General features: G+C 70.9%; 23 protein-coding genes. 20 read left to right on the forward strand and 3 right to left on the reverse strand.

Translation table 11 applies throughout. The features are described 5' to 3' along the window. Positions 1 to 266: 266 nt before the first annotated feature. The 3 genes from ACJJVL_RS05165 to ACJJVL_RS05175 all read left to right on the forward strand — a co-directional run bounded on the left by ACJJVL_RS05165 (position 267) and on the right by ACJJVL_RS05175 (position 4,661). The gene (locus tag ACJJVL_RS05165) at positions 267 to 2,528 is read left to right on the forward strand and encodes a polyribonucleotide nucleotidyltransferase (RefSeq protein ID WP_405217250.1); all 2,262 of its coding nucleotides are present in this window, start codon (positions 267 to 269) and stop codon (positions 2,526 to 2,528) included. An 89-nt stretch (positions 2,529 to 2,617) separates the two neighbouring features. Further along, a complete protein-coding gene (locus tag ACJJVL_RS05170; RefSeq protein ID WP_405217251.1) occupies positions 2,618 to 3,991 on the forward strand; it encodes a M16 family metallopeptidase in 1,374 nt (457 codons plus the stop codon). A gap of 67 nt (positions 3,992 to 4,058) precedes the next feature. After that, positions 4,059 to 4,661 carry a histidine phosphatase family protein gene (locus tag ACJJVL_RS05175; RefSeq protein ID WP_405217253.1) on the forward strand — a complete coding sequence of 201 codons (603 nt, stop codon included), beginning with the start codon at positions 4,059 to 4,061 and terminating at the stop codon, positions 4,659 to 4,661. A 168-nt stretch (positions 4,662 to 4,829) separates the two neighbouring features. Here the strand turns inward: ACJJVL_RS05175 and ACJJVL_RS05180 are convergent, their stop codons facing one another. Then, a complete protein-coding gene (locus ACJJVL_RS05180; protein WP_405217254.1) occupies positions 4,830 to 5,288 on the reverse strand; it encodes a GNAT family N-acetyltransferase in 459 nt (152 codons plus the stop codon). Between the two features lie 78 nt (positions 5,289 to 5,366). On the opposite strand from ACJJVL_RS05180, the gene dapB reads away from it, so the two are divergent. Genes dapB through ACJJVL_RS05200 form a run of 4 tightly spaced genes read left to right on the forward strand, consistent with a single transcriptional unit; the run spans position 5,367 to position 7,951 of the window. Further along, positions 5,367 to 6,071 carry a 4-hydroxy-tetrahydrodipicolinate reductase gene (gene dapB / locus ACJJVL_RS05185; protein ID WP_405217256.1) on the forward strand — a complete coding sequence of 235 codons (705 nt, stop codon included), beginning with the start codon at positions 5,367 to 5,369 and terminating at the stop codon, positions 6,069 to 6,071. Continuing rightward, positions 6,068 to 6,553 carry a hypothetical protein gene (locus ACJJVL_RS05190; RefSeq protein WP_405217257.1) on the forward strand — a complete coding sequence of 162 codons (486 nt, stop codon included), beginning with the start codon at positions 6,068 to 6,070 and terminating at the stop codon, positions 6,551 to 6,553. Before dapB ends, ACJJVL_RS05190 begins: the two co-directional genes overlap by 4 nt. Further along, the gene (locus tag ACJJVL_RS05195; protein WP_405217258.1) at positions 6,553 to 7,371 is read left to right on the forward strand and encodes a thymidylate synthase; all 819 of its coding nucleotides are present in this window, start codon (positions 6,553 to 6,555) and stop codon (positions 7,369 to 7,371) included. Before ACJJVL_RS05190 ends, ACJJVL_RS05195 begins: the two co-directional genes overlap by 1 nt. Positions 7,372 to 7,393: 22 nt before the next feature. After that, the gene (locus ACJJVL_RS05200; RefSeq protein WP_405217259.1) at positions 7,394 to 7,951 is read left to right on the forward strand and encodes a dihydrofolate reductase; all 558 of its coding nucleotides are present in this window, start codon (positions 7,394 to 7,396) and stop codon (positions 7,949 to 7,951) included. Between the two features lie 29 nt (positions 7,952 to 7,980). Here the strand turns inward: ACJJVL_RS05200 and ACJJVL_RS05205 are convergent, their stop codons facing one another. Further along, a complete protein-coding gene (locus ACJJVL_RS05205; protein ID WP_405217260.1) occupies positions 7,981 to 9,255 on the reverse strand; it encodes a cell wall-binding repeat-containing protein in 1,275 nt (424 codons plus the stop codon). Beyond that, a complete protein-coding gene (locus tag ACJJVL_RS05210; RefSeq protein ID WP_405217261.1) occupies positions 9,162 to 9,569 on the reverse strand; it encodes a cell wall-binding repeat-containing protein in 408 nt (135 codons plus the stop codon). Before ACJJVL_RS05210 ends, ACJJVL_RS05205 begins: the two co-directional genes overlap by 94 nt. A gap of 441 nt (positions 9,570 to 10,010) precedes the next feature. Here ACJJVL_RS05210 and dapA point away from each other — a divergent pair, with 441 nt between their 5' ends. From dapA to ACJJVL_RS05275, 13 genes are all read left to right on the forward strand, one after another. Continuing rightward, on the forward strand, positions 10,011 to 10,982 hold the full coding sequence (gene dapA / locus ACJJVL_RS05215; protein ID WP_405217262.1) for a 4-hydroxy-tetrahydrodipicolinate synthase: 972 nt from the start codon (positions 10,011 to 10,013) through the stop codon (positions 10,980 to 10,982). Between the two features lie 87 nt (positions 10,983 to 11,069). Next, positions 11,070 to 12,743: a ribonuclease J gene (locus tag ACJJVL_RS05220; protein WP_405217263.1), complete on the forward strand. Its 1,674-nt coding sequence runs from the start codon at positions 11,070 to 11,072 to the stop codon at positions 12,741 to 12,743. 372 nt (positions 12,744 to 13,115) lie between these two features. Continuing rightward, entirely contained in the window at positions 13,116 to 14,291 is a 1,176-nt protein-coding gene (locus tag ACJJVL_RS05225) for a hypothetical protein (protein ID WP_405217264.1), read from the forward strand. Then, entirely contained in the window at positions 14,291 to 14,986 is a 696-nt protein-coding gene (locus tag ACJJVL_RS05230; protein WP_405217266.1) for an ABC transporter ATP-binding protein, read from the forward strand. Before ACJJVL_RS05225 ends, ACJJVL_RS05230 begins: the two co-directional genes overlap by 1 nt. Further along, positions 14,983 to 16,194: an ABC transporter permease gene (locus ACJJVL_RS05235; RefSeq protein ID WP_405217268.1), complete on the forward strand. Its 1,212-nt coding sequence runs from the start codon at positions 14,983 to 14,985 to the stop codon at positions 16,192 to 16,194. The genes ACJJVL_RS05230 and ACJJVL_RS05235 overlap by 4 nt, the downstream gene beginning before the upstream one ends. Positions 16,195 to 16,270: 76 nt before the next feature. After that, positions 16,271 to 19,159 (forward strand): DNA translocase FtsK, encoded by a 2,889-nt coding sequence (locus ACJJVL_RS05240; protein WP_405217269.1) that lies wholly within the window; start codon positions 16,271 to 16,273, stop codon positions 19,157 to 19,159. 26 nt (positions 19,160 to 19,185) lie between these two features. Continuing rightward, complete coding sequence (gene pgsA, locus ACJJVL_RS05245; protein WP_405217270.1) at positions 19,186 to 19,788, forward strand: CDP-diacylglycerol--glycerol-3-phosphate 3-phosphatidyltransferase; 603 nt, start codon at positions 19,186 to 19,188, stop codon at positions 19,786 to 19,788. Continuing rightward, positions 19,785 to 20,375, forward strand: coding sequence for a CinA family protein (locus ACJJVL_RS05250; RefSeq protein ID WP_405217271.1), 591 nt, complete (start codon positions 19,785 to 19,787; stop codon positions 20,373 to 20,375). The genes pgsA and ACJJVL_RS05250 overlap by 4 nt, the downstream gene beginning before the upstream one ends. Before the next feature lie 121 nt (positions 20,376 to 20,496). Then, positions 20,497 to 20,826, forward strand: coding sequence for a helix-turn-helix domain-containing protein (locus ACJJVL_RS05255; protein WP_405217272.1), 330 nt, complete (start codon positions 20,497 to 20,499; stop codon positions 20,824 to 20,826). A gap of 5 nt (positions 20,827 to 20,831) precedes the next feature. Further along, entirely contained in the window at positions 20,832 to 21,053 is a 222-nt protein-coding gene (locus ACJJVL_RS05260) for a DUF3046 domain-containing protein (RefSeq protein WP_405217273.1), read from the forward strand. A gap of 200 nt (positions 21,054 to 21,253) precedes the next feature. Further along, a complete protein-coding gene (gene recA, locus ACJJVL_RS05265; protein ID WP_405217274.1) occupies positions 21,254 to 22,330 on the forward strand; it encodes a recombinase RecA in 1,077 nt (358 codons plus the stop codon). Beyond that, a complete protein-coding gene (locus ACJJVL_RS05270) occupies positions 22,327 to 22,935 on the forward strand; it encodes a regulatory protein RecX (protein WP_405217275.1) in 609 nt (202 codons plus the stop codon). The genes recA and ACJJVL_RS05270 overlap by 4 nt, the downstream gene beginning before the upstream one ends. Before the next feature lie 97 nt (positions 22,936 to 23,032). Beyond that, entirely contained in the window at positions 23,033 to 23,476 is a 444-nt protein-coding gene (locus ACJJVL_RS05275; protein WP_405217276.1) for a hypothetical protein, read from the forward strand. The last annotated feature ends 6 nt before the right edge of the window (positions 23,477 to 23,482 follow it).

Genomic DNA, 23,482 nt, shown 5'->3' on the forward strand with positions numbered 1-23,482 from the left:
TGAACCAGGGCCGTTCCCATCCGGGGCGGCCCTGTTTCGCGTTCGCCGGCGGCTTCCGCGCCGTTCGGGCATGCGGCTGATAGTCTGCACGAGGCCGCAGCACGTTTTCGCGGCCGTCGTGCATCCGCAGACGAGACCGAGAGGCCGGTCGTTGGTGGAGGATGCCGAAGCGGAGCTTCGACCTCCTCCACTGATGACCGCCTCCTCGAGACGCCGATGCACGAGCATCGACAGCGCGTTCGCGCGCCCACGAGAGGAGTGACCCTATGGAGGGTCCAGAGATCACATTCGCCGAGGCCGTGCTGGACAACGGCCGCTTCGGCAAGCGCACCATCCGCTTCGAGACCGGCCGCCTCGCGCAGCAGGCGCAGGGCTCCGCCGTCGCGTACATCGACGAGGAGACCATGCTGCTGAGCGCGACGAGCGTCGGCAAGCACCCGAAGGATCACTTCGACTTCTTCCCGCTGACGGTGGATGTCGAGGAGCGCATGTACGCAGCGGGCCGCATCCCCGGCTCGTTCTTCCGTCGCGAGGGCCGCCCCTCGACCGACGCCATCCTGACCTGCCGTCTCATCGACCGGCCGCTGCGCCCGTCGTTCGTCGAGGGCATCCGCAACGATGTGCAGGTCGTCGTGACCGTGCTCTCGATCGAGCCCGACGAGCTCTACGACGTGCTCGCCATCAACGCCGCGTCCATGTCGACGCAGCTGTCCGGACTGCCCTTCGACGGCCCGATCGGCGGCGTCCGCGTCGCGCTGATCGACGGCCAGTGGGTCGCGTTCCCCAAGCACTCGCAGCTCGAGCAGGCCGTGTTCAACATGGTCGTCGCCGGCCGCGTGGTCACCGACGCCGCAGGCGCCGACGACGTCGCGATCATGATGGTCGAGGCCGAGGCCACCGACAACGCCTGGGAGCTCATCGCCGGCGGCGCCGTGAAGCCGACCGAGGAGGTCGTCTCCGAGGGTCTGGAGGCCGCGAAGCCGTTCATCAAGCAGCTCGTCGCCGCGCAGGCAGAGGTCGCCAAGACCGCCGCGAAGGAGACGCAGCAGTACCCGCTCTTCCCGCCGTACACCGACGAGGCCCTGGAGGCCGTCCGCGGCATCGCCAAGGACCGTCTGGCAGAGGTCTACCGCATCGCCGGCAAGATCGAGCGCCAGGACGCCGATGACGCGCTCAAGGAGCAGGTCAAGCAGGAGATCAACGAGCGCATCGAGCGCGGCGAACTCTCCGCCAGCATCGCCGGCGACGTCTCGGGCGCCTACAAGGCCGTGACGAAGGAGGTCGTCCGCGGCCGCATCCTCACGGAGAGCGTGCGCATGGACGGTCGCGGCCTTGCCGACATCCGTCCGCTGGACGCAGAGGTCGCCGTCGTGCCGCGCGTGCACGGCTCGGCGATCTTCCAGCGCGGCGAGACGCAGATCATGGGCATCACGACGCTCAACATGCTCAAGCTCGAGCAGCAGATCGACTCGCTGAGCCCTGTCACCACGAAGCGCTACATGCACAACTACAACTTCCCGCCGTACTCGACCGGTGAGACCGGCCGCGTCGGCAGCCCGAAGCGCCGCGAGATCGGCCACGGCGCGCTCGCCGAGCGTGCGCTCATGCCCGTGCTGCCGAGCCGCGAGGACTTCCCCTACGCGATCCGTCAGGTCTCGGAGGCGCTGGGCTCGAACGGCTCGACGTCGATGGGCTCCGTCTGCGCGTCGACCCTCGCGCTGCTCAACGCCGGTGTGCCGCTCAAGGCTCCGGTCGCGGGCATCGCGATGGGCCTCGTCAGCGACACGGTCGACGGCGAGACCCGCTACGCGGCGCTCACCGACATCCTGGGCGCAGAGGATGCCCTCGGCGACATGGACTTCAAGGTCGCGGGCACGCCGGAGTTCATCACGGCGATCCAGCTCGACACCAAGCTCTCGGGCCTGCCGGCCTCGGTGCTGCACGGTGCGCTCACGCAGGCGAAGGAGGCGCGCACGAAGATCCTCGAGGTCCTCACCGCCGCCATCGACGCGCCGGACGAGATGGCGCCCACGGCGCCGCGCGTCATCAGCGTGCAGATCCCGATCGACAAGATCGGCGAGCTGATCGGCCCGAAGGGCAAGACGATCAACCAGATCCAGGACGACACGGGCGCCCAGATCTCGATCGAGGACTCGGGCGTCGTGTACATCGGCGCCGTCGACGGCCCCTCTGCGGAGGCTGCGCGGGCCGCGGTCAACGCGATCGCGAACCCCTCGAACCCCGAGATCGGCGAGCGCTTCCTCGGCACGGTCGTGAAGATCGCGTCGTTCGGCGCGTTCGTCTCGCTGATGCCGGGCCGCGACGGCCTGCTGCACGTGACGGCCATGCGTGCCCTCAACGGCGGCAAGCGCATCGAGGCCGTCGAGGACGTCGTCTCGGTGGGCCAGAAGGTCCAGGTCGAGATCACGAAGATCGACGACCGCGGCAAGCTCTCGCTCGACGTGGTCGACGAGAACGCACCGGCTGCGGCCGACGCGGAGACCGTCTCGGCGGGCGCAGCCGAGTAGGACGCTCGCTCCACGTGCGATGCCCCCACCCTCGGCGAGGTGTGGGGGCATCGCACGTATCCGGGAGCCCGCTCAACTAGAATCGTCGGATGCCCTCCGTCGCCCTCCCGCTCGACACTCCCGAGATCATCATCAACGCCGCCGGTGATTCGGTGGTCCGCCGCAGCGTGCTGCCCAGCGGCGTGCGCGTGCTCAGTGAGCAGGTGCCTGGTGCCGCGAGCGCGTCGGTCGGCTTCTGGGTGCCGATCGGCTCACGCGACGAGCGCGAGGACGCGCGCGGCGCCACCCACTTCCTCGAGCACCTGCTGTTCAAGGGCACCCCGACGCGCTCGGCCTTCGACATCGCCGTCGCGTTCGACGAGGTGGGCGGCGAGCACAACGCCCTCACCGCCAAGGAGCACACCTGCTACTACGCCAAGGTGCGGGACCGCGACCTCGGCATGGCCGTCGACGTGCTCGCCGACATGGTGACCTCATCGCTGCTGGACGCTGCCGAGTTCGAGCACGAGCGCGAGGTCATCCTCGAGGAGCTCGCGATGGCCGACGACGACCCGGGGGATGTCGCTGGGGAGCGCCTCAGCGAGCTCGTCCACGGCCTCGACGCACCCCTGGGCCGACCCATCGGCGGCACGGCCGCATCCATCCGCGCCGTCTCGCGCGACCGGGTCGCCGAGCACTACCGCGAGCACTACGACGCGAGCGACCTCGTGGTGACGATCGCGGGAGCCGTCGATCACGACGTGGTCGTTGAGCAGCTGCAGGAGGCGCTGAGCCGCTACGGCTGGGCGCTCGGCGACGCGAAGCCGAAGGAGCGGCGTCCACAGGCGCTGCAGCCGTACACGGACGGCGGGCTCACGGTCGTTCGCCGCCCGCTCGAGCAGGTGAGCCTGCTGCTCGGCATGCCCGGGATGACGGCGAGCGACCCGCGTCGCAGCACCATGGCGGTGCTGAACGCCGTGCTGGGTGGCGGGATGTCGTCGAGGCTGTTCCAGGAGATCCGCGAGAAGCGCGGCCTGGCCTACTCCGTCTACTCCTTCGCGGCCGGGTACGCCGACGCGGGCCTCATGGGCATGGCGGCGGCCTGCCAGCCGCACAAGACGCTCGAGGTCGCCGGCCTCATGCTCGCAGAGCTCGAGCGACTATCCGAGGGTGCCGACGCCGCGGAGCTGCAGCGCGCGAAGGGGCAGCTCGCGGGCGGCTCCGCGCTCGCGCTGGAGGAGAGCGACACGCGCATGTCGCGGCTCGGTCGCGCCGAGCTGACGCTCGGCGAGTTCCTCGACATCGACGCGACGCTCGAGCGCATCGACCGCGTCACCGACGCCGATGTTCGGCAGCTGGCCGCGGAGCTCGCCGGCTCCCCGCGGTCGATCGCAGCCGTCGGTCAGGTGCCGCACGGGCTCGAGCTGCTCGCCTCGTCAGCGGCGACAGATACGGTGGGTGCAGCGGCCCCAGCCGCTCGCTAGTCACAGCGGCGCTCGCGCGTCCAGCGGTTCACGACCGGGCGCACCGCCGCGCCCACACGGAGGCACCATGGCCCACCTGCTCTACTTGGTCCGACACGGGGAGCAGCTCGATGCGGAGCACGGCGTCGACGACGGCAAGCTCTCTGCCCGCGGCGTGCGGCAGGCGCAGGCGATCGCCCAGCGGCTCTCCGGCGTCGACTTCGATCAGGCGTGGACGTCGCCGCTGCTGCGCGCGACCGAGACGGCCGCGATCATGCAGGAGCGGCTGACGGCTGTCGAGTTCGAGAAGTCGGCGCTGCTGCTCGACTGCATCCCGTCCGGCATGACGGCCGAGACCCCGGTGGGATTCCATCGCTTCCTCAAGAGCGTGCGCCCCGAGGAGGCAGAGGCAGGCGCAGCGCAGATGCATGACGCCGGAGAGCATTGGCTGCGGCCGTCGCGCGGCGACGTCAACGAGCTGCTCGTCACGCACAACTTCGTCATCGGGTGGTTCGTTCGCCAGGTCATGCAGTCGCCGGCGTGGCAGTGGATGAGCCTCAATCAGGCCAACTGCGGCCTGACGATCATCCGCCGCCGCAGCGGCAAGCCGCCGCAGCTCGTGGTCCACAACGACCTGGGGCACCTGCCCGCAGAGGACCGCACCGGCATGCCCCTGCCCCAGCCCTACTGACCCGCGCCTGCACCCGCCCGCCGATCGAGGAGCGCTCGGCCGCAGACCGCGCGCGCCGCCCGTCGATCGAGGAGCGCCCGGCCGTCAGGCCGCGCGCGTCACGAGACCACCCCGGCCATCGCCCGTTGATCGAGGAGCGCCCGGCCGCAGGCCGCGCGCGTCACGAGATCACCCCAGCCGCTTCAGGAACCAGCTCGTCGCGTTCGGGTTGTCGTTGTACGGCTCGATGGCCGCGTACCCGCGGCTCGCATACAGGCCGTTCGCGGCCGCCAGCGCACTGTTCGTGTCGAGCACCACCTCGGTCGCACCGAGCTCGAGCGCGCGCGCCTCGAGCGCCCGCAGCAGCGCGGCTCCCGTGCCCTGCCCGCGTCCGTCGGGCGCGACATAGAGGTGCTTCACCTCGAAGCGGTGCGGCTCGAGCCTGCGCAGCGCGCCGCATCCCACCGGCTGCTCGCCGCTCCAGGCCACGAGGAACGCGCCATGAGGCGCCCGCAGGGTCGCGGGATCCGCCGGCTTCGGCGTGTACGCACCGCCGATGAACGTGATGGCGCGGTCGGCGAAGTAGGCCTGCAGCAGCGACCGCGCGACCGGGGTCGCGGGGTCCTCCGGGGCGATCGTGATGTTCACCCGCTCACTCTAGAACCGCCCCTCGCGCCGCGAGTGCGGGCACGGCCGAGCACCGGCGCAGGCCGTAGGCTGGATCGCATGGCAGGCACCAGGCGCGTCGGGATCGCAGGCTCCACCGGGCGGCTCGGCTCGCTGGCGCTGCGGCTCGTGCAGCATGCCGACGACCTCGAGCCGGTCGAGCTGGATGTGCGCGATGCTCCAGACCTCGACGGACTCGACGTGATCTTCGACGCTACCGTGCTCGGCGCGAGCGCGACGCTCGTGGCCGCAGCGGTCGACGCCGGCGTGCCGATGGTCGTCGCTACGAGCGGCTGGACCGACGAGCGCGTCGAGAGCCTGCGCGATCGGGGAGCCGAGCGCATCCGCATCGTGCCGAACTTCTCGCTCGGCAGCGTGCTCGAGACGCACCTGGCGACGATCGCCGCGCAGCACTTCGCCTCGGTCGAGATCGTCGAGGCCCACCACGACCGCAAGCGCGATGCCCCCAGCGGCACCGCCACCCGCACCGCAGAGGCGATCGGCGCCGTGCGCGGCTTCCAGCCCGCGACGCCCGACGAGCCCGGGCGCGGCGCGATGATCTCCGGCGTGCCGGTGCACGCCATCCGCCTGCCAGGGATCGTCGCGCGGCAGGAGGTCGTCTTCGGCGGCCTCGGCGAGACCCTGACGATCCGCCACGACACCTCGTCGAGCGAGTCCTACGCCGCGGGCATCCTGCTCGCCCTGCGCGCCGAGCCGCTCCCGGGCGTCACGGTCGGCATCGGCGATCTGCTGGGTCTCGCGTGAGCGCACGCAGAGCCGCGCCCGCGGGCATCGGCATGACCCTGGCGCTCATCATGGCGGGCGCGCTCGCGCTCTACCTCGTGCTCGCGGGCGACCGCGCCGTGCGGCTCATTGCATCCGGGGAGCTCGTCGGGATCCTCATGGGCATCGGCCTGGTCGTCTTCTTCCTCGCCGGGGCGTGGGCGCTCGGCCGCGAGTTGGTCTTCGGCGTGCGGCTGGATCGCGCGGTACGAGCCCTCGACGCCGAGGACGGCATGCCGGCGCCGCTGCCGGCCACCCCATCCGGCCGCGCCGAGAAGGACGCGGCCGAGCGGGCATTCCCCGTTGCGAAGGCAGACGTCGAGGCGCACCCGCAGTCGTGGCAGTCGTGGCTGCGGCTCTCGATGGCCTACGACGCGGCCCGCGACCGCAAGCGTGCCCGCATGGCGGCGCGCAAGTCCCTCAACCTCCGCACGCTGCGGAAGACTGGAGCGCAGGAGGCATGATGCACGAGAACGAGCGCGGCACCGCACACCCCTACGAGGCGCTGCTCGCCGATGTGTTCGCGAACGGCGCGCACAAGGGCGATCGCACCGGCACCGGCACCCGATCGGTGTTCGGCCGGCAGCTGCGGTACGACCTCTCGCAGGGCTTTCCGCTCATCACCACCAAGCGCGTGCACTTCAAGTCGATCGCGCTCGAGCTGCTGTGGTTCCTGCGCGGCGAGTCGAACGTGCGCTGGCTGCAGAGCCAAGGCGTGACGATCTGGGACGAGTGGGCGGATGCCGACGGCGAGCTCGGCCCCGTCTACGGCGTGCAGTGGCGCTCGTGGCCGAACCCTGACGGCGGGTCGATCGACCAGATCGCGCAGGTGGTGGAGTCGATCCGCACCAACCCCGACTCCCGCCGGCACATCGTCTCGGCCTGGAACCCCGCCGACATCCCCGAGATGGCGCTCGCGCCCTGCCACGCGTTCTTCCAGTTCGACGTCACCGACGGCCGCTTGAGCTGCCAGCTCTACCAGCGCTCGGCCGACATGTTCCTCGGCGTGCCCTTCAACATCGCCAGCTACGCGCTGCTGACCCATATGGTCGCGCAGCAGACGGGCCTCGAGGTGGGTGACTTCGTGTGGACCGGCGGCGACTGCCACATCTACGACAACCACGTCGAGCAGGTTGAGCGACAGCTTGCGCGCGAGCCCTTCGCGCTGCCGACGCTGCGCATCGCCCGCACGCCCGACTCGATCCTCGACTACGACTTCGACGACTTCGAGGTGGTCGGCTACGAGCACCACCCCGGCATCAAGGCGCCGGTCGCGGTCTGAGCGGGGGAGACGGATGCTGGGCATGATCTGGGCGCAGGCCCGAGGCGGCGTGATCGGCGAGGCCGGGGACATGCCGTGGCGGCTGCCCGAGGACATGGCGCGCTTCAAGGCGATCACCATGGGGCACCCGGTCGTGATGGGTCGTCGCACCTGGGAGTCGTTTCCGCAAGCGTTCCGGCCGCTGCCCGGCCGCGAGAACATCGTCATCACGTCGAATCCCGACTTCGTCGCGCCCGGCGCCCGCGTCGTCGGCAGCCTCGAGGAGGCGATCGCGGCGGCGCGTGCGCTGCTCGATGACCCCGACGGCGAGATCTGGGTGATCGGCGGCGGACGCGTCTACCGCGACGCGCTGCCCGCCGCCGATCGGCTCGAGATCACCGACATCGACCTGGACGCGTCCGGCGACACCACGGCCCCGGACCCCGCCGCTCCCGACCCTGCGGCTCCCGATTCCGCTGCGCACAACGCAAGCCCGCGCGACGCATCCTGGCGCGAGATCGCACGCGACCCGGCATCCGGCTGGCACACCAGCCGCACGGGCTTGCGCTATGCCTACCGCACCCTCGAGCGCGACCCTTGAGGAGTGCGGCGCTGGTCGGCGCCCGAGGGCTACCGCAGCGCCAGCGTCCAGGGGCTGCTAGCGGTCACGCTGACGATCGAGGGGCCCTCACCGAGCGCAGCGGTGGTCGTGAACGGGCCGCTCTGGCGGCTGACGAGCCCGTGCGCACCGGTGTCGTCGTACGCGATGGCGCTGAACTCGGTGCCGCGCGTAGACGCCAGGGTCAGGCTGCGCGGGGGGCCGTCGTACAGGTAGACAGCGTCCCACTGCCCGCGAGTGGAGCTGGTCATGATCGGCGCGCCCGTGAGGTCGCGGACGTCGACCGTCCAAGCGCCGGTCGTCCGGATCTCCAGGTATCGCACGCCGACTAGCTCCCGCGCGACCATGAGGCTCTCACCGCGATAGGCGTTGCCGCGCGTGTGGACCGGGTAGGCGTTGTCGCGCTGGTAGATGTCGATGCCGACGATCTCGTTCAGGCCCGACGAGGCGAAGGTCGCACGGATGCGCGCGAACGGCACGGACGTGCCCAGGTCGACGACTCGGTTGCCCGTGCCGGCGAAGGACTGGGCGGCGAACGTTCCATACCGCGCGCCGAGCTCCTGCGGCAGGGACATCGGACAGTGCTCGAGGTCGAGCGCCGACGACCGGATCGCGGCAGCAGAGCCGAGCCCCACCACGGTATCGATGCCGCGGCGATCGGCCTCATTCCACAGCATCGCCGAGACGTCGTCATTACATGCACTGGGCGACAGGAACAGCGGGACGCCCACCACGGCCGCGAGCACGGCACCGGCGAGGGCGTCCGGGAAGTTCTGCCCCGTCGCGAGAAGCATCGTCGGCTCCAGGCTCTCCGCCGCCCAAGCCGCATTGATGACCCGAGCTGTCTCGTATCGGTTTGCACCGGCGTAGCGCTCCACCGAGATCGTCCCCGCGCCGCGCAGTGCCTGCGCGTCGAACGCACTGACGGAGGGCTCTCCACCAGCGATCGTCACCCGGCGGCCGGCCACGCTCGCGGAGACACGCTCGATCCACGCGCGAGCGCTGGTCTCGGTCGGCCCGTGATGGTCGAGGATGACGGCATGGCCGTGGCGGCCCGCGACCGACGCCGCGACGAGCGCATCCGGGAACTTCGAGCCCGAGGCGACCCAAACCTGCTCGATCGGGCCGTGCTGCAGCAGTCGCTCGAACAGCAGCAGCGACGTCTCCACCCGGTCGGTGCCGCCGATGCGAGTCAGGGTCGGGGCGGTGCCCCCTCCCGCGCGCGCCGCCTGGGCTGCCAACGCCGCGACCCGCTCGGAGATCGACGCGCTCGAGCCGACGAGCACGATCTCGCTCGGGGCGAGCTCGCGGATGCGTTCCGCGACGACCTCGGGGAGCGTGTCCTTCGCGGTGAGCAGCAGGTGCCGCCCTCCGCGACGACCACCGGGCCAGCGGCCAGAGCGTCGGGGAACTTCGAGCCGCTGGCGAGATAGACCGGGCCGCCGACCGACTCCATGGCGCGGTCGGCCTCGACGGCGGTCGCGAATCGATTGGCGCCCGCGATCCGGTGGGTGTCGACTGCGGCAGCGGGCGCCGCCGCGGTCGTGAGACCGGTCGCGACGAGCGCGAGTGCAGCGGCGATGGCAAGGAGAGTGCGCATGGGTGTCCTGTGGCAGGGCCGGCGACGTCGCCGGCAGGCTGGGGTGAGGTTGAGCCTAATGTGCCCGATCGCCAACTCTGCGCACTCCGCATAACGATCCGGCCACGCCCAGACGCGTATACTCGCGGCGGCGTGCGTGCACTCCCGACAGGCGCCGCGGCACCCGCACCGTCCCGCACCGCACCGCTCCGACCTAGCCCAGCGCAGCCCCGCACCGCCCCGACCCAGGCCAGCGCCGCTCCATACCGGTCGCGACCGGAGGACGGATCCGCGATTCGTTGCGACGGGAGGACGGATCGTCCTCTGCTGGCGACCTCTCCTCGATCTGGGACGCAAGCAACCCCGAGCTGGGACGCGGGCAGCGCGGAACGCGCGAGGCGGGCGCCGGCCCGCACCGCCCACGCTTCCCGTCCTCGATATATGGCGCGCTAGCCTGGTTCCGTGACAGACAACCCCTTCGGCCAGGTCCTCGTCGCGCTCGTCACCCCGTTCCGCGCCGACGGCGAGGTCGACTGGGGCGACGTCGAGCGGCTCATCGACGACCTTGTCAGCAACGGCGTGGACGGCATCGTCGTCTCCGGCACCACCGGTGAGACATCCACCCTCACCGACCCCGAGAAGATCAAGCTCGTCGAGATCGCGAAGTCGGTCGCGGGCGACCGAGCGAAGGTGATCCAGGGCGGCGGCTCGAACGAGACCGCGCACGCGATGGACCTCAACAAGCAGGCTGAGCAGGCCGGCGCCGACGGCGTCATGATCGTCACGCCGTACTACAACAAGCCCACCCAGGCGGGCGTGCTGACGCACTTCCGTATGATCGCCGACGCGACGGACCTACCGGTGATCCTTTACGACATCCCCGGCCGCGCAGGCATCCCGATCCGCTTCGAGACCCTGCTGCGCGCCGCGAAGCACCCCAACATCCTCGCCGTGAAGGACGCCAAGGGCGACTTCGCCGAGGTCAGCCGAGTGCTCAACCAGACCGATCTGCTCTACTTCTCGGGCGACGACGCGAACGTGCTCCCGCACCTCGCGATCGGTGCCTCCGGCCTCATCGGCGTGACCGCCAACGTGGCGCCGAGGCCCTACCGCACGATCGTCGACGCCGTGAACGCCGGCGACTTGCTCACCGCCCAGGCGCAGCACCGGGCGCTCGAGCCGCTGGTTCGCGCTACCATGACCCATGTACCGGGCACCGTTGCTGCGAAGTACATCCTCCACGGCCTCGGCCGCATCGGCAGTCCGCGCGTGCGGCTGCCCCTGGTCGGTCCGGAGGACAGCGAGGCGGCGCTCATCGAAGACGAGCTCGCGCTCGTCACGGGCGTCGACGGACTCGACCTGAGCCGCTTCCGCCCCGACCGCAACGCGGCCGCCGGCGGTGCACTGCCCCAGGTGCACGGCACCACCAGGTAGCCGAAACCCACAGACATCCATGCGCGCGAGGTGCGCGCACCACACAACAGCTCGCACACTCGCGAGCCACATATGTAAGGAGGGCCATTGACGGCCATCAACCAGCCTGCCCCGCTGAAGGCAGGCACGCTCCGCTTCTTCCCGCTCGGCGGCCTCGGCGAGGTCGGACGCAACATGACGGTCTACGAGCAGGATGGCAAGCTGCTCATCGTCGACTGCGGCGTGCTCTTCCCGGAGGAGCACCAGCCCGGCGTCGACCTGATCCTGCCCGACTTCGGTCCCATCCGCGATCGACTCGACGACGTCGTGGGCATCGTGCTGACGCACGGCCACGAGGACCACATCGGCGCCGTGCCCTACCTCTTGCGCCTCAAGGCCGACATCCCCCTCCTCGGCTCCAAGCTGACGCTCGCGCTCATCGAGGCGAAGCTCAAGGAGCACCGCATCAAGCCCTACACCCACACGGTGAAGGAGGGCCAGATCGAGCAGCTCGGCCCGTTCGAGACCGAGTACATCGCGGTCAACCACTCCATTCCCGACGCGCTCGCGGTCGCCATCCGCACCAGTGCGGGTCTCGTGCTGCACACGGGCGACTTCAAGATGGATCAGCTGCCGCTCGACGACCGCATCACCGACCTGCGGGCGTTCGCGCGCCTCGGTGAAGAGGGCGTGGATGCGTTCCTGGTCGACTCGACGAACGCCGACGTTTCCGGGTTCACGGCTCCGGAGCGCGAGATCGGCCCCGTCCTGTCGCAGGTGATCGCGAAGACCACCGGCCTCGTCGTCGTCGCCTCGTTCTCGAGCCACGTGCACCGCGTGCAGCAGGTGCTGGATGCCGCTGCCGAGAACGGCCGCAAGGTCGCGTTCGTGGGCCGCTCGATGGTGCGCAACATGGGCATCGCCGCCGACCTCGGCTACCTGCACGTGCCCGACGGCGTCGTGGTCGCGCAGAAGACCGCAGAGAACATGCCGCCGGAGCAGGTCGTCTACATGTCGACCGGCTCGCAGGGCGAGCCGATGGCGGTGCTCAGCCGCATCGTCAACCGCGAGCACCGGATCGAGGTCGGCGAGGACGACACCGTCATCCTTGCGTCAAGCCTCATCCCAGGCAACGAGAACGCGGTCTTCCGCATCATCAACGGCCTCATGCAGCTGGGCGCGAAGGTCGTGCACAAGGGCTCCGCCAAGGTGCATGTCTCCGGTCATGCGTCGGCCGGCGAGCTCATCTACTGCTACAACATCCTGGAGCCCGAGAACGTCATCCCCGTGCACGGCGAGTACCGCCACCTGCACGCGGCCGCGCAGCTCGCGATCGACACGGGCGTGCCGCGCTCGAACGCGTTCGTGGGCGAGAACGGCACGGTCTGGGATCTGAAGGACCACCAGGTCACGGTCGCCGGCCAGCACGAGATCGGCTTCGTCTACGTCGACGGCTCGTCCGTCGGCCGCATCGACGAGGCCGACCTCAAGGACCGCCGCATCCTCGCCGAGGAGGGCTTCATCTCGATCTTCATCGCGCTGGAGTCGCAGACCGGCAAGGTCATCGTCGGCCCCGAGATCCACGCGCGCGGCTTCGCCGAGGAGGACTCGATCTTCGACGACATCCGCCCCAAGATCGTCAAGGCGCTCGCCGAGGCGGGGGAGCAGGGCGTGCGCGACCAGCACCAGTACCAGCAGGTCGTGCGTCGCACGGTGGGACGCTGGATGGGCACGCGCATCCGCCGCCGCCCGATGATCGTCCCGGTGGTCATCGAGGCCTAGCCTCACGTACGAAGGCGCGCTCCTCGGATCTCGAGGGGCGCGCGTTCGGCGCCCTGCGGTCTCGTGACGGCGGCGTCCCTGCGGGACGCCGCCTCCTCGACCTACGGTGCTGCGGCAGGTAGGCCTCCTCGACCTGCGGTGCTGCGGCAGGTAGGCCTCCTCGACCTGCGGGTGCTGCGGGACGCAGCCTCCTCGACCTGCGGTGCGCGGGTCAGTCCCGTCGGTCGAGGAGCGCGCCGCAGGCGCGCGTCACGAGACCCCGCGACGATTCCCGCAATCTCATCCGGCAGGATGAGTGCCGAACGCGCATCTTCCGTCTAGGTTGATTCCAAGGGCGCCGACGCACGGCCCCGTCGCGCGAGAGGACCGGCCGTGGCGCCTGTGAACGACAACGCTTCCGAGCAGGGCGCCGACGCGCTCTTCGACTCCGCAGAGCAGCAGTTCCCTCCCGCCTCGCATGCCGAGCGCAGCCCCCGCGCGGCGCGACGCCAGGCCCGGAACCAGCAGCGTCTAGAAGTGCTCGAGCGCAAGCAGCTGCAGCGCTCTGAGCGCGCCGCCCGCGGCCCCGGCGCCTGGCGCACCTGGGTGCTGCCGGTCCTGAAGCTCGGTGTCGCGGCGGCCATCGCCATCGCGCTCGTCAAGCTCGCGTTCTTCCCAGCCGTCGACGAGGCGGTGGCCGAGGATCCGATGGCGGGCGCGATGTTCGACGAGCCCATGGTCGTCGTCGAGCGCGGCGAGATCGAGAACTCCGTCGCTATCGACGGCACGATCGTGCCGGTCGCAGCCGTGCCGATCCGTTCGACGCAGACCGGCACCGTCGCGCGGGTGTTCATCGACGACGGTCTCGAGGTCGCGCAGGGCGACGTGCTCTACACGGTGCGCGTCGAGGCGCCGCCGGAGCCCGATGAGGAGGGCGTCATGGGCGAGCCCACCTTCGCGATCTGGAACATGCGCGCCCCGGCAGCCGGCACGCTCACGGACTTCACGCTGCTCGCCGGCCAGAGCGTCGACCTCGGCGGCGAGACCGGTGCCGTGCAGCCGCCGCAGCACCTCGTGCAGGCCGCGGTCGGCGCGACCGAGCAGTATCGCCTGAGCTCGAAGCCGGAATCGGCCACCGTCACGATCGACTCCGGCCCGGCGCCCTTCGAGTGCGGCGGTGTCGCCATCGACCAGCCCACCGGCGAGGAGGCGGCCGCAGGCAGCACCGCGACGCTCACGTGCGCCGTGCCGGATGGCGTGCGCGTGTTCGTCGGCCTCTCGGCGAAGGTCGAGCTCGCGGCGGGATCCGCAGCCGACGTGCTCGTGCTGCCGACGACGGCGGTGCTCGGCAGCGCGGATGTCGGCATCGCGTACCGGCCCACGATGGGTGCCGATGGCATGCCCGGGGAGCCGGAGGAGGTGCGCCTCGAGCTCGCCATCAGCGACGGCACAGTGGTGGAGGTGCGCGGAGGACTGGCCGAGGGCGACGAGGTGCTGCAGTTCGTGCCGGGCGCCGCGGATCCCTGCGCCGATCCCGAGACCGCCGACCCGATGCTCTGCGGCTACTGATGCCGCTGCTGCACCTGCGCGGCGTCACCCGCCAGTTCGCCTCCATCGACGGCCCCGCGCTGCAGATCCTCAAGGGCGTCGACCTGGATGTCGCCGAGGGGGATCGACTCTCGATCGTGGGCCGCTCCGGCTCCGGCAAGTCGACGCTGCTCAACATCCTGGGCCTCATCGACCAGCCCACCACCGGCATCGTCGAGCTCGACGGAGAGCCGGTCGCGCTCATGAGCGGGCGGCATCGCGATCGCCTGCGCGGCGCGACCGTCGGGTTCGTCTTCCAGCAGTTCAACCTCATCGAGGGCCTCACGGCGGCTGAGAATGTCGCCGTGCCGCTGCACTACGGCGCAGGCAAGCGCTACTGGCAGCGGCATCGGCTGGCGCGGGAGATGCTCGACCGCGTCGGCCTCAGCCACCGCGTCGACACGCGTGCCACGAACCTCTCCGGCGGCGAGCAGCAGCGCGTCGCGATCGCCAGGGCGCTCGTGCGCACGCCCCGGCTGATCCTCGCCGACGAGCCCACCGGTGCGCTCGACATCGAGACCGGGGGCCGCATCATGGATCTCCTCGACGAGGTGGCCGCCGACGCCGGCGCCGCGCTCATCACCATCACCCACGACGTCGCCGTCGCCGCCCGCGCCCGTCGCATGCTGCGCATCGTCGACGGCCGCCTCGTCGCTGCCGAGCAGGTCGCAGCGTGACCGACATCGTCGCCGCGATCCAGGACGCCTGGACAGAGCTGCGCATCCATCGTGGTCGCGTGCTCATGAGCCTCATCGGCGTGACGGTCGCGATCGCCGCGCTCACCGCCTCCGTCGCCGTCGGCGAGCTCGCGCGATCGACGCTGCTGGTGTCGTTCGAGTCGCAGAGCGGACGACCCGCCACCGTCTCCGTGAACGTCGGTTCGTCGGCCGAGTCCGGTCCCACGGCGGCGGATCACCGAGCCGCGCTCGACGTGATGGATGCCGCCGTCGAGCGCTACGCCATCGACTACGCCAGCGCCCGATCGACCGCAGAGCTGCCGTTGGGCGGCGGTGCCGGTGGCGTGCGGGTCTCGGTCGAGGCCGCCGAGCCCGACTTCGCCGTCATGCGGCACCTCGCGACCGCGCACGGTCGCTTCCTCAACGACAGCGACCGCGTGCGGCTCGCGCCCGCGGTGGTCGTCAACCGCGGCGTGCTCGACGCGATCGGGGGACCCACGACGCAGCGGACGGTCGAGCTCGGCGGGGTCACCGCGGTGATCGTCGGCGTTGTGGACCGCGGTGGCGGCGACGACTGGCCGCAGGCGTGGATGCTGCCGCGCGACCTGGTGCGGGTCGCCGAGGCGCTGGGCCCGAGCGCGTACCTGAACTCCTTCCAGCTCGAGGCCTGGGTGCCGGAGGAGATCGCCGCAGACGGCGAGCGGATGCTCGCACAGGACCTCCGCAGCGCGCTGCCCGGCGCGAGCGTGGACGCGTACCGCAGCGACTGGCAGGCATTCGAAGGCTTCGACCCGCTGCTGCCGCTGCAGCTCACCCTCATCGGCACCGCGTCGGTGATCCTGCTGCTGGGCGCGCTCGGCCTCATCACGGTCGCGGTCGTCTCCATCCGCCAGCGCGTGCGCGAGTTCGGCATCCGCCGTGCCTTCGGCGCCTCGCGCAGCCGCATCTTCGTCGCGGTCATGCTCGAGTCGGTGGTGGGCACGGTCGTGGCAGGCACGATCGGCATCGCGCTGTGCATCTTCGCCTACCGGCTGCCGATCGTGCAGGAGACGCTCACGCAGGGGCTCGCGGGCGTCGCGCTGCCGGGCTTCCCGATGGGCGCAGCGGTCACGGGGCTGCTCGTCTCCGCCCTGGTCGGGGCGATCGCCGGCAGCATCCCCGCGACCATCGCGGTGCGCTCCAAGGTGATCGAGGCCATCCGCTTCTGATGCGCCGGGTGCCGGATTGCCGGCGATCCGGAGTGCCTTGCGGGGCGTGTGGCCACCTGGATCTAGGGTGTCCGCTATGTCCACGACCAAGCCGACGCGCCCGGTGACGCCCAAGTCCGCGCCCAAGAGACCCGCGAAGGGCACGTCGACGGGCACCACCACGAAGGTGCAGCGGCAGACGCGCGCGACGAAGGCGCAGCCCGTGTTCGAGGACGACGCTCCCGGTCTCGGCCAGCGCGCCTGGATGGGTCTCGCGCATGCCACCGGCGGCGCCGCGCGCGTGTTCGGGCGCGAGCAGCTCGCGAAGGACGAGCGCCGCGATGGCGTGCCGTTCTTCCTCACGATCCTGGCCGTCTTCGGCGCGATCATCGAGTGGATCCTGCCCGCCAACGCGGTCGCCCAGGCGATCTCCGCCTACACCTTCGGCGGGCTCTTCGGCCAGGTGGCGATCGCGCTGCCCGTGGTCTTCGTGCTGCTCGCGCTCTGGATGTTCCGCCACCCCGCCTCCGTCAGCGACAACGGCAGGGTCGGCGTGGGCCTGTCGCTCCTGCTCATCTCAGTGGCCGGGCTCACGCACGTGCTCACAGGGCTCCCGGATGCGTCCCTCGGCATGCCCGCGCTCGCCGACGCAGGCGGCATCCTGGGCTGGGTCGCCTCCGCCCCGCTGGCCGCGCTGCTGACCCCGATCGGCGCCGGCATCGTCTGCGGCATGGTCGCAGCGCTCGCGGTGCTCGTCGTCACGCGCACCGCCCCCAACCGCATCCCCGCGCGTCTCACCGAGCTGTACGGCTACCTCTTCGGAGTGGACACCGGCACGGAGGAGGAGCGCGAGGAGGCCCGCCGCGAGCGCAAGCAGGCGCGAGAGCTCGCGAAGCTCGAGGCGGCAGAGGAGGAGCCCGTCGACGGCGCCGAGTCGCTGCCGTTCTGGCGCCGCAACGCCACCGGCCGCGAGGTCGATCCGCCGTTCGAGGGCATCGAGGGACTCGATCTCGACGGCGTGCACGAGCAGGCCTACGACAGCCCCGTCGTCGTCGATCGCGACCAGCCGACGACCCGCGTGGGCGAGGTGCCCGCCGCGCCCGTCGAGCCGCTGCCCTCCGACGAGTCCGACGCCGAGCACGACGACTACGCCACCGCGGTGCTCGCCTCGCTCGAGCAGGCGGAGGAGGCGATGCGCAAGCACACGGGCGAGGTCGCCGGCGCCGCGGATACGGCCCCGGCTGCGGCACCCGCGCCGGTGCGCGAGCGCCCGTACCGCCTGCCATCGATCTCCTCGCTCGGCCAGGGCGACCCGCCCAAGGCGCGATCGCAGGCCAACGACGAGATCGTCGCGGCGATCACCCAGGTGCTCTCATCGTTCAACGTCGACGCGAAGGTCACGGGCTTCTCGCGCGGCCCGACCGTCACCCGCTACGAGGTCGAGGTCGCGCCGGGCGTGAAGGTCGAGCGCGTCACGGCACTGTCGAAGAACCTCTCGTACGCGGTCGCGTCGAACGAGGTGCGCATCCTCTCGCCCATCCCGGGCAAGAGCGCGATCGGCATCGAGATCCCCAATCCCGATCGCGAGACCGTGAAGCTCGGCGACGTGCTGCGCTCGCGCGCCTCCGCCGACTCGAAGCACCCCATGACGATCGGCATCGGCAAGGACGTCGAGGGCGGCTACGTGGTGGCGAACCTCGCGAAGATGCCGCACCTGCTGGTCGCCGGCTCGACCGGCTCCGGCAAGTCGTCGTTCGTGAACTCCATGATCACGAGCCTGCTCATGCGCGCCTCGCCGTCGGAGGTCCGGATGGTGCTCGTCGACCCGAAGCGGGTTGAGCTCACCGCCTACCAGGGCGTGCCGCACCTCATCACCCCCATCATCACGAACCCCAAGAAGGCAGCGGAGGCGCTGCAGTGGGTCGTGAAGGAGATGGACATGCGGTACGACGACCTCGCGTCGTTCGGCTACAAGCACATCGATGACTTCAACGCCGCCGTGCGCGCCGACGAGATCGTGCTGCCGGCCGGCAGCCAGCGCACGCTCAAGGCCTACCCGTACCTGTTGGTGGTGGTCGACGAGCTCGCCGACCTGATGATGGTCGCACCTCGCGACGTCGAGGATTCGATCGTGCGCATCACGCAGCTCGCTCGCGCCGCCGGCATCCACCTCGTGCTCGCGACCCAGCGGCCGTCGGTGGATGTCGTCACGGGGCTCATCAAGGCCAACGTGCCGAGCCGCTTCGCGTTCGCGGTCTCCTCCGTGACCGACTCCCGCGTCATCCTCGACCAGCCGGGCGCCGACAAGTTGATCGGCCAGGGCGACGGCCTGTTCCTGCCGATGGGCGCGAACAAGTCGATGCGCGTGCAGGGCGCCTGGGTCGAGGAGGCCGAGATCCAGCGGGTCGTGCAGCACGTCACCGGCCAGGCGAAGCCCGAGTACCGCGACGACGTCGCCGAGGTCGCCGAGAAGCGCGAGATCGACGCCGACATCGGTGATGACCTGGACGACCTGTGCGCGGCGGCCGAGCTGGTGATCTCCACCCAGTTCGGCTCCACCTCGATGCTGCAGCGCAAGCTGCGGGTCGGCTTCGCCAAGGCGGGCCGGCTCATGGACCTCATGGAGTCGCGCGAGATCGTCGGACCCTCCGAGGGCTCCAAGGCGCGCGACGTGCTGGTGCCGCCGGACGGGCTGGCAGACGTGCTCGCGTCGCTGCGCGGAGAGGGCCCAGCAGCCGCCCCGGCTGCGGCGCCGGCCTCCGCGGCGCCGCAGCCGCAACAGACGCCGCAGCCGGCCGTGCCGCCGTCCGAACAGAGCTCGATGCCGGCGGACGACGCCGACGACGAGGACGATCGGGGCCCGTGGGTCGATGCCGACGACCGCTACGCGGACCCGTTCGACGAGGCCAATGCGGCTGGCCTCGAGGTGGTCGAGGCCGAGGGCGACGACGATGACGACGCCTGGTCGCTGACCGGTCGAGACTGAAGACCGGAACTCGGTAGCCTGCTCCCATGGGGATACTGAGCCCGTGGCGCGGGCGAGTCTGGCGTCGCGGGGATGAGCCCGCGAGCGTCGCGAGCGTGCCGAACCTCATCTCGGTCGTGCGCATCCTGCTGACGCCGGTCTTCATCGTCGTGGCGCTCACGAACCCGGAGCCGGGAGCCGCCCGCACGCTGGGCGCACTGCTGTTCGTGGTGCTCATCGCAACCGACTTCGTCGACGGCGTGATCGCGCGCAGCCGCGACCTGGTGACCGACTTCGGCAAGCTCATCGATCCGATCGCCGACAAGGCGATCACCGGCAGCGCGTTCGTGGTGCTGTCGGTGCTGGGCGAGCTGCCGTGGTGGATCACCATCGTGGTGCTGCTGCGGGAGTGGGGCATCACGGTCTACCGGCTGCTGGTGGCGAGCCAGGTCGTGATCGCGGCCGACTGGGCGGGCAAGGCGAAGACCATGGCGCAGGCGATCGCGCTGCCGCTCGCGCTGCTGCCGCTCCAGGCGTGGATCGGCGATCCCGGCGTCTGGATCTGCGTCGTGACCATGACGATCGCCGTGGCGCTGACCGTCTACTCCGGGATCGAGTTCCTGGTGCACGCCGTGCGGGGGCAGCGATGACGGATGCGCGCAGGAGCCAGGGGCCCGGCCAGGCCGCGCTGGCCGCCGTGCGGCAGATCGGCGAGCTCTCGGGCTCGATCGTCGCCAGAGCGGCGGCCAGGGGCGTGACGATCGCGGTCGCCGAGTCGCTCACGGGCGGTCTCGTCGCCGCCACGCTCGTGCGCACGCCCGGCGCCTCCGGCGTGCTGCGGCTCGGCGTCGTCGCCTACGCGACGGCGATGAAGCACGCGGTGCTGCACGTGCCGGCGGCGCTGCTGGCGGAGCGCGGCGCCGTCGACCCCGAGGTCGCCATCGCGATGGCGCGGGGCGTGCGGCAGCTCGCGGCGATCGACCGGGCGGAGTGCACGATCGGCCTTGCCACCACGGGCGTCGCCGGCCCCGACGCGCAGGAGGGGCACCCCCCTGGGGAGTTCCACGTCGGCATCGAGATCCGCACCACGAGCGGCGTGATCGTCGAGTCGGGATCCCATCAGGTCGGCGGCGATCGCGAGGCGGTGCGAGCGGCGGCGCTGCTGGCGGCGCTGCGGCAGCTGGACACCGCGCTCGACCGCACCGATCTCGACACCCACAGCCAATCCACATCGTGACCACGGTCGGCTGCGGAATGCCCCCGATCGAATGGGTGTTATCACCAACGTGGGCATCGGGGAAGATCGCAGGGACACTGCGACTAGGCTGATGCATCCGACCACGGTGAAGGGGGAGACTATGGTGCTGGTTCGACAGGAGATCGGCGACGTGCTGCGCGACACGCGGCTGCGTCAGGGCAGGACACTGCGTCAGGTCGCGTCCCGCGCGTCAGTCGCACTCGGCTACCTCAGCGAGGTGGAGCGGGGCCAGAAGGAAGCGTCCAGCGAGATCCTCGCGTCCGTCGCCGACGCGCTCGACGTGCCGCTCTCCAGTGTGCTGCGAGAGGTGGGGGACCGTCTCGCCGTGCTCGAAGGACTCGACTTCGGTGGGCTCGACTCGCTGCCGACGACCGTGCCGGACACGCTGCCGGCCGACATGGTGGCGGAGTTCGACTCGGCCGTCCACTGACGCAGATGCGCACGAGCGAGCTGCAGACCGCGCTGTCCGAGGAGTTCGGGTCGCTCGGGTCGGTCCTCATGACCGACCTGAGCCTCGGAAGCCTGGGCGGACGCACGGGCGCCGAGGCGCTCGCTGCTGGGGTCTCCGCGCGCGAGATCTGGCGCGCCCTGTGCGACGCGAAGGATGTTCCGGCCGAACGCCGGCACGGCCGAGGTCTGCGGGAGCCGCAGCGCTGAGCCGGGCCGGCGCCTCGCAGTGCGCGCGACCGTCGCGACACGCCGCGCATCGTTCGAAGATGCGTTCGATTAGCGCCTAGGCTGGCACCGCACGACAGGCCCGTCATCCACAGGCGGACCTCCGGGCCGCTCGCATGTCAGTGGCCCGACGTACCGTGAGCGCAACACACCAGCCACGCACGGCGAACGGAAGGCCAGCAATGCCCACACCAGCAGACCGCGAGAAGTCGCTCGAGGCGGCGCTCGCCCAGATCGACCGCCAGTTCGGCAAGGGGTCGGTGATGCGACTCGGCAGCGAGGAGCGAGCACCGGTCGAGGTCATCCCCACCGGCTCCATCGCGCTCGACGTGGCCCTCGGGGTCGGCGGCCTGCCGCGCGGTCGCATCATCGAGATCTACGGTCCGGAGTCCTCCGGAAAGACCACGCTGACGCTCCACGCCATCGCCAACGCGCAGCGCAACGGCGGCATCGCTGCCTTCATCGACGCAGAGCACGCGCTCGACCCCGAGTACGCGAAAAAGCTCGGTGTCGACATCGACGCGCTCCTCGTCTCGCAGCCCGACACCGGTGAGCAGGCGCTCGAGATCGCTGACATGCTCGTGCGCTCGGGCTCGATCGACCTCATCGTCATCGACTCCGTCGCGGCGCTCGTGCCGCGAGCCGAGATCGAGGGCGAGATGGGCGACAGCCACGTCGGCCTGCAGGCGCGCCTCATGTCGCAGGCGCTGCGCAAGCTCACCGGTGGCCTGAACCAGACGCAGACCACGATGATCTTCATCAACCAGCTGCGCGAGAAGATCGGCGTGTTCTTCGGCAGCCCCGAGACGACGGCCGGCGGCAAGGCGCTGAAGTTCTATGCCTCGGTGCGCCTCGACATCCGTCGCATCGAGACGCTGAAGGACGGCACCGACGCGGTCGGCAACCGCACGCGCGTGAAGGTGGTCAAGAACAAGATGGCACCGCCGTTCAAGCAGGCGGAGTTCGACATCCTCTACGGCACCGGCATCTCGCGCGAGGGCAGCCTGATCGACTTCGGCGTCGAGCACGCGATCGTGCGCAAGTCGGGTGCCTGGTACACCTACGACGGCGACCAGCTGGGGCAGGGCAAGGAGAAGGCGCGGCAGTTCCTGCTCGACAACCCCGACCTGGCAGCCCAGATCGAGCGCCAGATCCTCGGCAAGCTGGGCGTCGGTGCGGCCGGCAAGGCAGCAGCCGCCGAGCAGCAGGCCGAGGTCGAGTCGCTCGACGCGCGCCGCCAGGAGCGCCAGGGCGCGTGAGCGACACCGACCGTCTCGCCGGCGTCACCGAGCTCTCCACCTGGATCGCCTCGCGAGAGGACGATCCGGTCGAGGGCCGGCGAGACGCCGGCGGGGCGGATGCTCGCGACGCGGCCGCTTCGGACGCGAGCGCCGCGGAGTGCGTGGACGAGGAGTCCGCGCGCTCGATCGCGCTGCGCGCGCTCGGCCGCAAGGCCGCGAGTCGGCAGGAGCTCGATCGAGCGCTCGAGCGCCGCGACGTCGGGCCCGAGGTGCGCGAGGCAGTGCTCGATCGCCTCGCAGTCGAGGGCCTGGTCGATGACGCGCAGCTCGCGCAGGATCTCGCGGAGCGACTGCGGGAGCGCAAGCACCTGGGCGAGCGCGGCATCTCCGCCGAGTTGCGCAAGCGCGGCCTCGACCCGGAGGCGATCGAACCGAGCGACGCCGACGACGAGCTGCAGCGCGCGATCGACGCGGCAGCCGATCGGCGTAGGCGCATGGGCAGTCTCGACGACGAGACAGCCGAGCGGCGCCTGTACGGCTTCCTGCAGCGGCGCGGCTTCGGCGGCTCTGCGGTGCGGACTGCGATCGAGCGCACGCGGCCGCGGGGGCCGCGGTTCCGCTGAGGCCCTGCGGCGCCTTCCGCTGAGGTCCTGCGGGGCCCTCGGCTGAGGCTCAGGGTGGTGCGCACCGCACCGGCGGGAAGCGGGCTACATTGTGGGCATGAAGACCTCCAGGATCCTCGCGCTTCCGGCCGTCGCCGCCGCATCGCTGCTCGTGCTCACGGGATGCATCCAGCTGCCGCCCATCGCGGGCTCGGGGGGCGGCACCACCACCGAGCCGGCGACCGACGGCGGCTCGACCCCCGCGGAGCTCGCTGGCACCTCGTGGACCGGCGAGCTCGAAGGCGTGATCTCGCCGCTCGGCTTCACGCTGAATGCCGACGGCACAGTGGACATCACCGAGTGGGGCAGCACCGGCCAGACGTACGACTCGCCGGGCGACGTGTGGTCGGGCGACGCGTCGGACCTGACGGTGACGATCCAGGGGATCGAGGAGGGAGCGTTTGACTTGACCGCATCCGGGACCGCCGAGGGGGGACAGATGGCGCTCAGCGGCCAGGGCACCGACGGCAACGACTACACGGTGACGGCGACGCAGGACTGACGCCCC

This window comes from Agrococcus sp. Ld7, assembly GCF_045064095.1.
Classification (GTDB): domain Bacteria; phylum Actinomycetota; class Actinomycetes; order Actinomycetales; family Microbacteriaceae; genus Agrococcus.

What these genes read in the sequence shown, in the direction of transcription:
- ACJJVL_RS05165 (WP_405217250.1), top strand. Translation starts at nt 267, where the DNA reads ATGGAGGGTCCAGAGATCACATTCGCCGAGGCCGTGCTGGACAACGGC.
- ACJJVL_RS05170 (WP_405217251.1), top strand. Translation starts at nt 2,618, where the DNA reads ATGCCCTCCGTCGCCCTCCCGCTCGACACTCCCGAGATCATCATCAAC.
- ACJJVL_RS05175 (WP_405217253.1), top strand. Translation starts at nt 4,059, where the DNA reads ATGGCCCACCTGCTCTACTTGGTCCGACACGGGGAGCAGCTCGATGCG.
- dapB (WP_405217256.1), top strand. Translation starts at nt 5,367, where the DNA reads ATGGCAGGCACCAGGCGCGTCGGGATCGCAGGCTCCACCGGGCGGCTC.
- ACJJVL_RS05195 (WP_405217258.1), top strand. Translation starts at nt 6,553, where the DNA reads ATGCACGAGAACGAGCGCGGCACCGCACACCCCTACGAGGCGCTGCTC.
- ACJJVL_RS05200 (WP_405217259.1), top strand. Translation starts at nt 7,394, where the DNA reads ATGATCTGGGCGCAGGCCCGAGGCGGCGTGATCGGCGAGGCCGGGGAC.
- ACJJVL_RS05210 (WP_405217261.1), bottom strand. Translation starts at nt 9,569, where the DNA reads ATGCGCACTCTCCTTGCCATCGCCGCTGCACTCGCGCTCGTCGCGACC.
- ACJJVL_RS05230 (WP_405217266.1), top strand. Translation starts at nt 14,291, where the DNA reads ATGCCGCTGCTGCACCTGCGCGGCGTCACCCGCCAGTTCGCCTCCATC.
- ACJJVL_RS05240 (WP_405217269.1), top strand. Translation starts at nt 16,271, where the DNA reads ATGTCCACGACCAAGCCGACGCGCCCGGTGACGCCCAAGTCCGCGCCC.
- pgsA (WP_405217270.1), top strand. Translation starts at nt 19,186, where the DNA reads ATGGGGATACTGAGCCCGTGGCGCGGGCGAGTCTGGCGTCGCGGGGAT.
- ACJJVL_RS05250 (WP_405217271.1), top strand. Translation starts at nt 19,785, where the DNA reads ATGACGGATGCGCGCAGGAGCCAGGGGCCCGGCCAGGCCGCGCTGGCC.
- ACJJVL_RS05255 (WP_405217272.1), top strand. Translation starts at nt 20,497, where the DNA reads ATGGTGCTGGTTCGACAGGAGATCGGCGACGTGCTGCGCGACACGCGG.
- ACJJVL_RS05260 (WP_405217273.1), top strand. Translation starts at nt 20,832, where the DNA reads ATGCGCACGAGCGAGCTGCAGACCGCGCTGTCCGAGGAGTTCGGGTCG.
- recA (WP_405217274.1), top strand. Translation starts at nt 21,254, where the DNA reads ATGCCCACACCAGCAGACCGCGAGAAGTCGCTCGAGGCGGCGCTCGCC.
- ACJJVL_RS05275 (WP_405217276.1), top strand. Translation starts at nt 23,033, where the DNA reads ATGAAGACCTCCAGGATCCTCGCGCTTCCGGCCGTCGCCGCCGCATCG.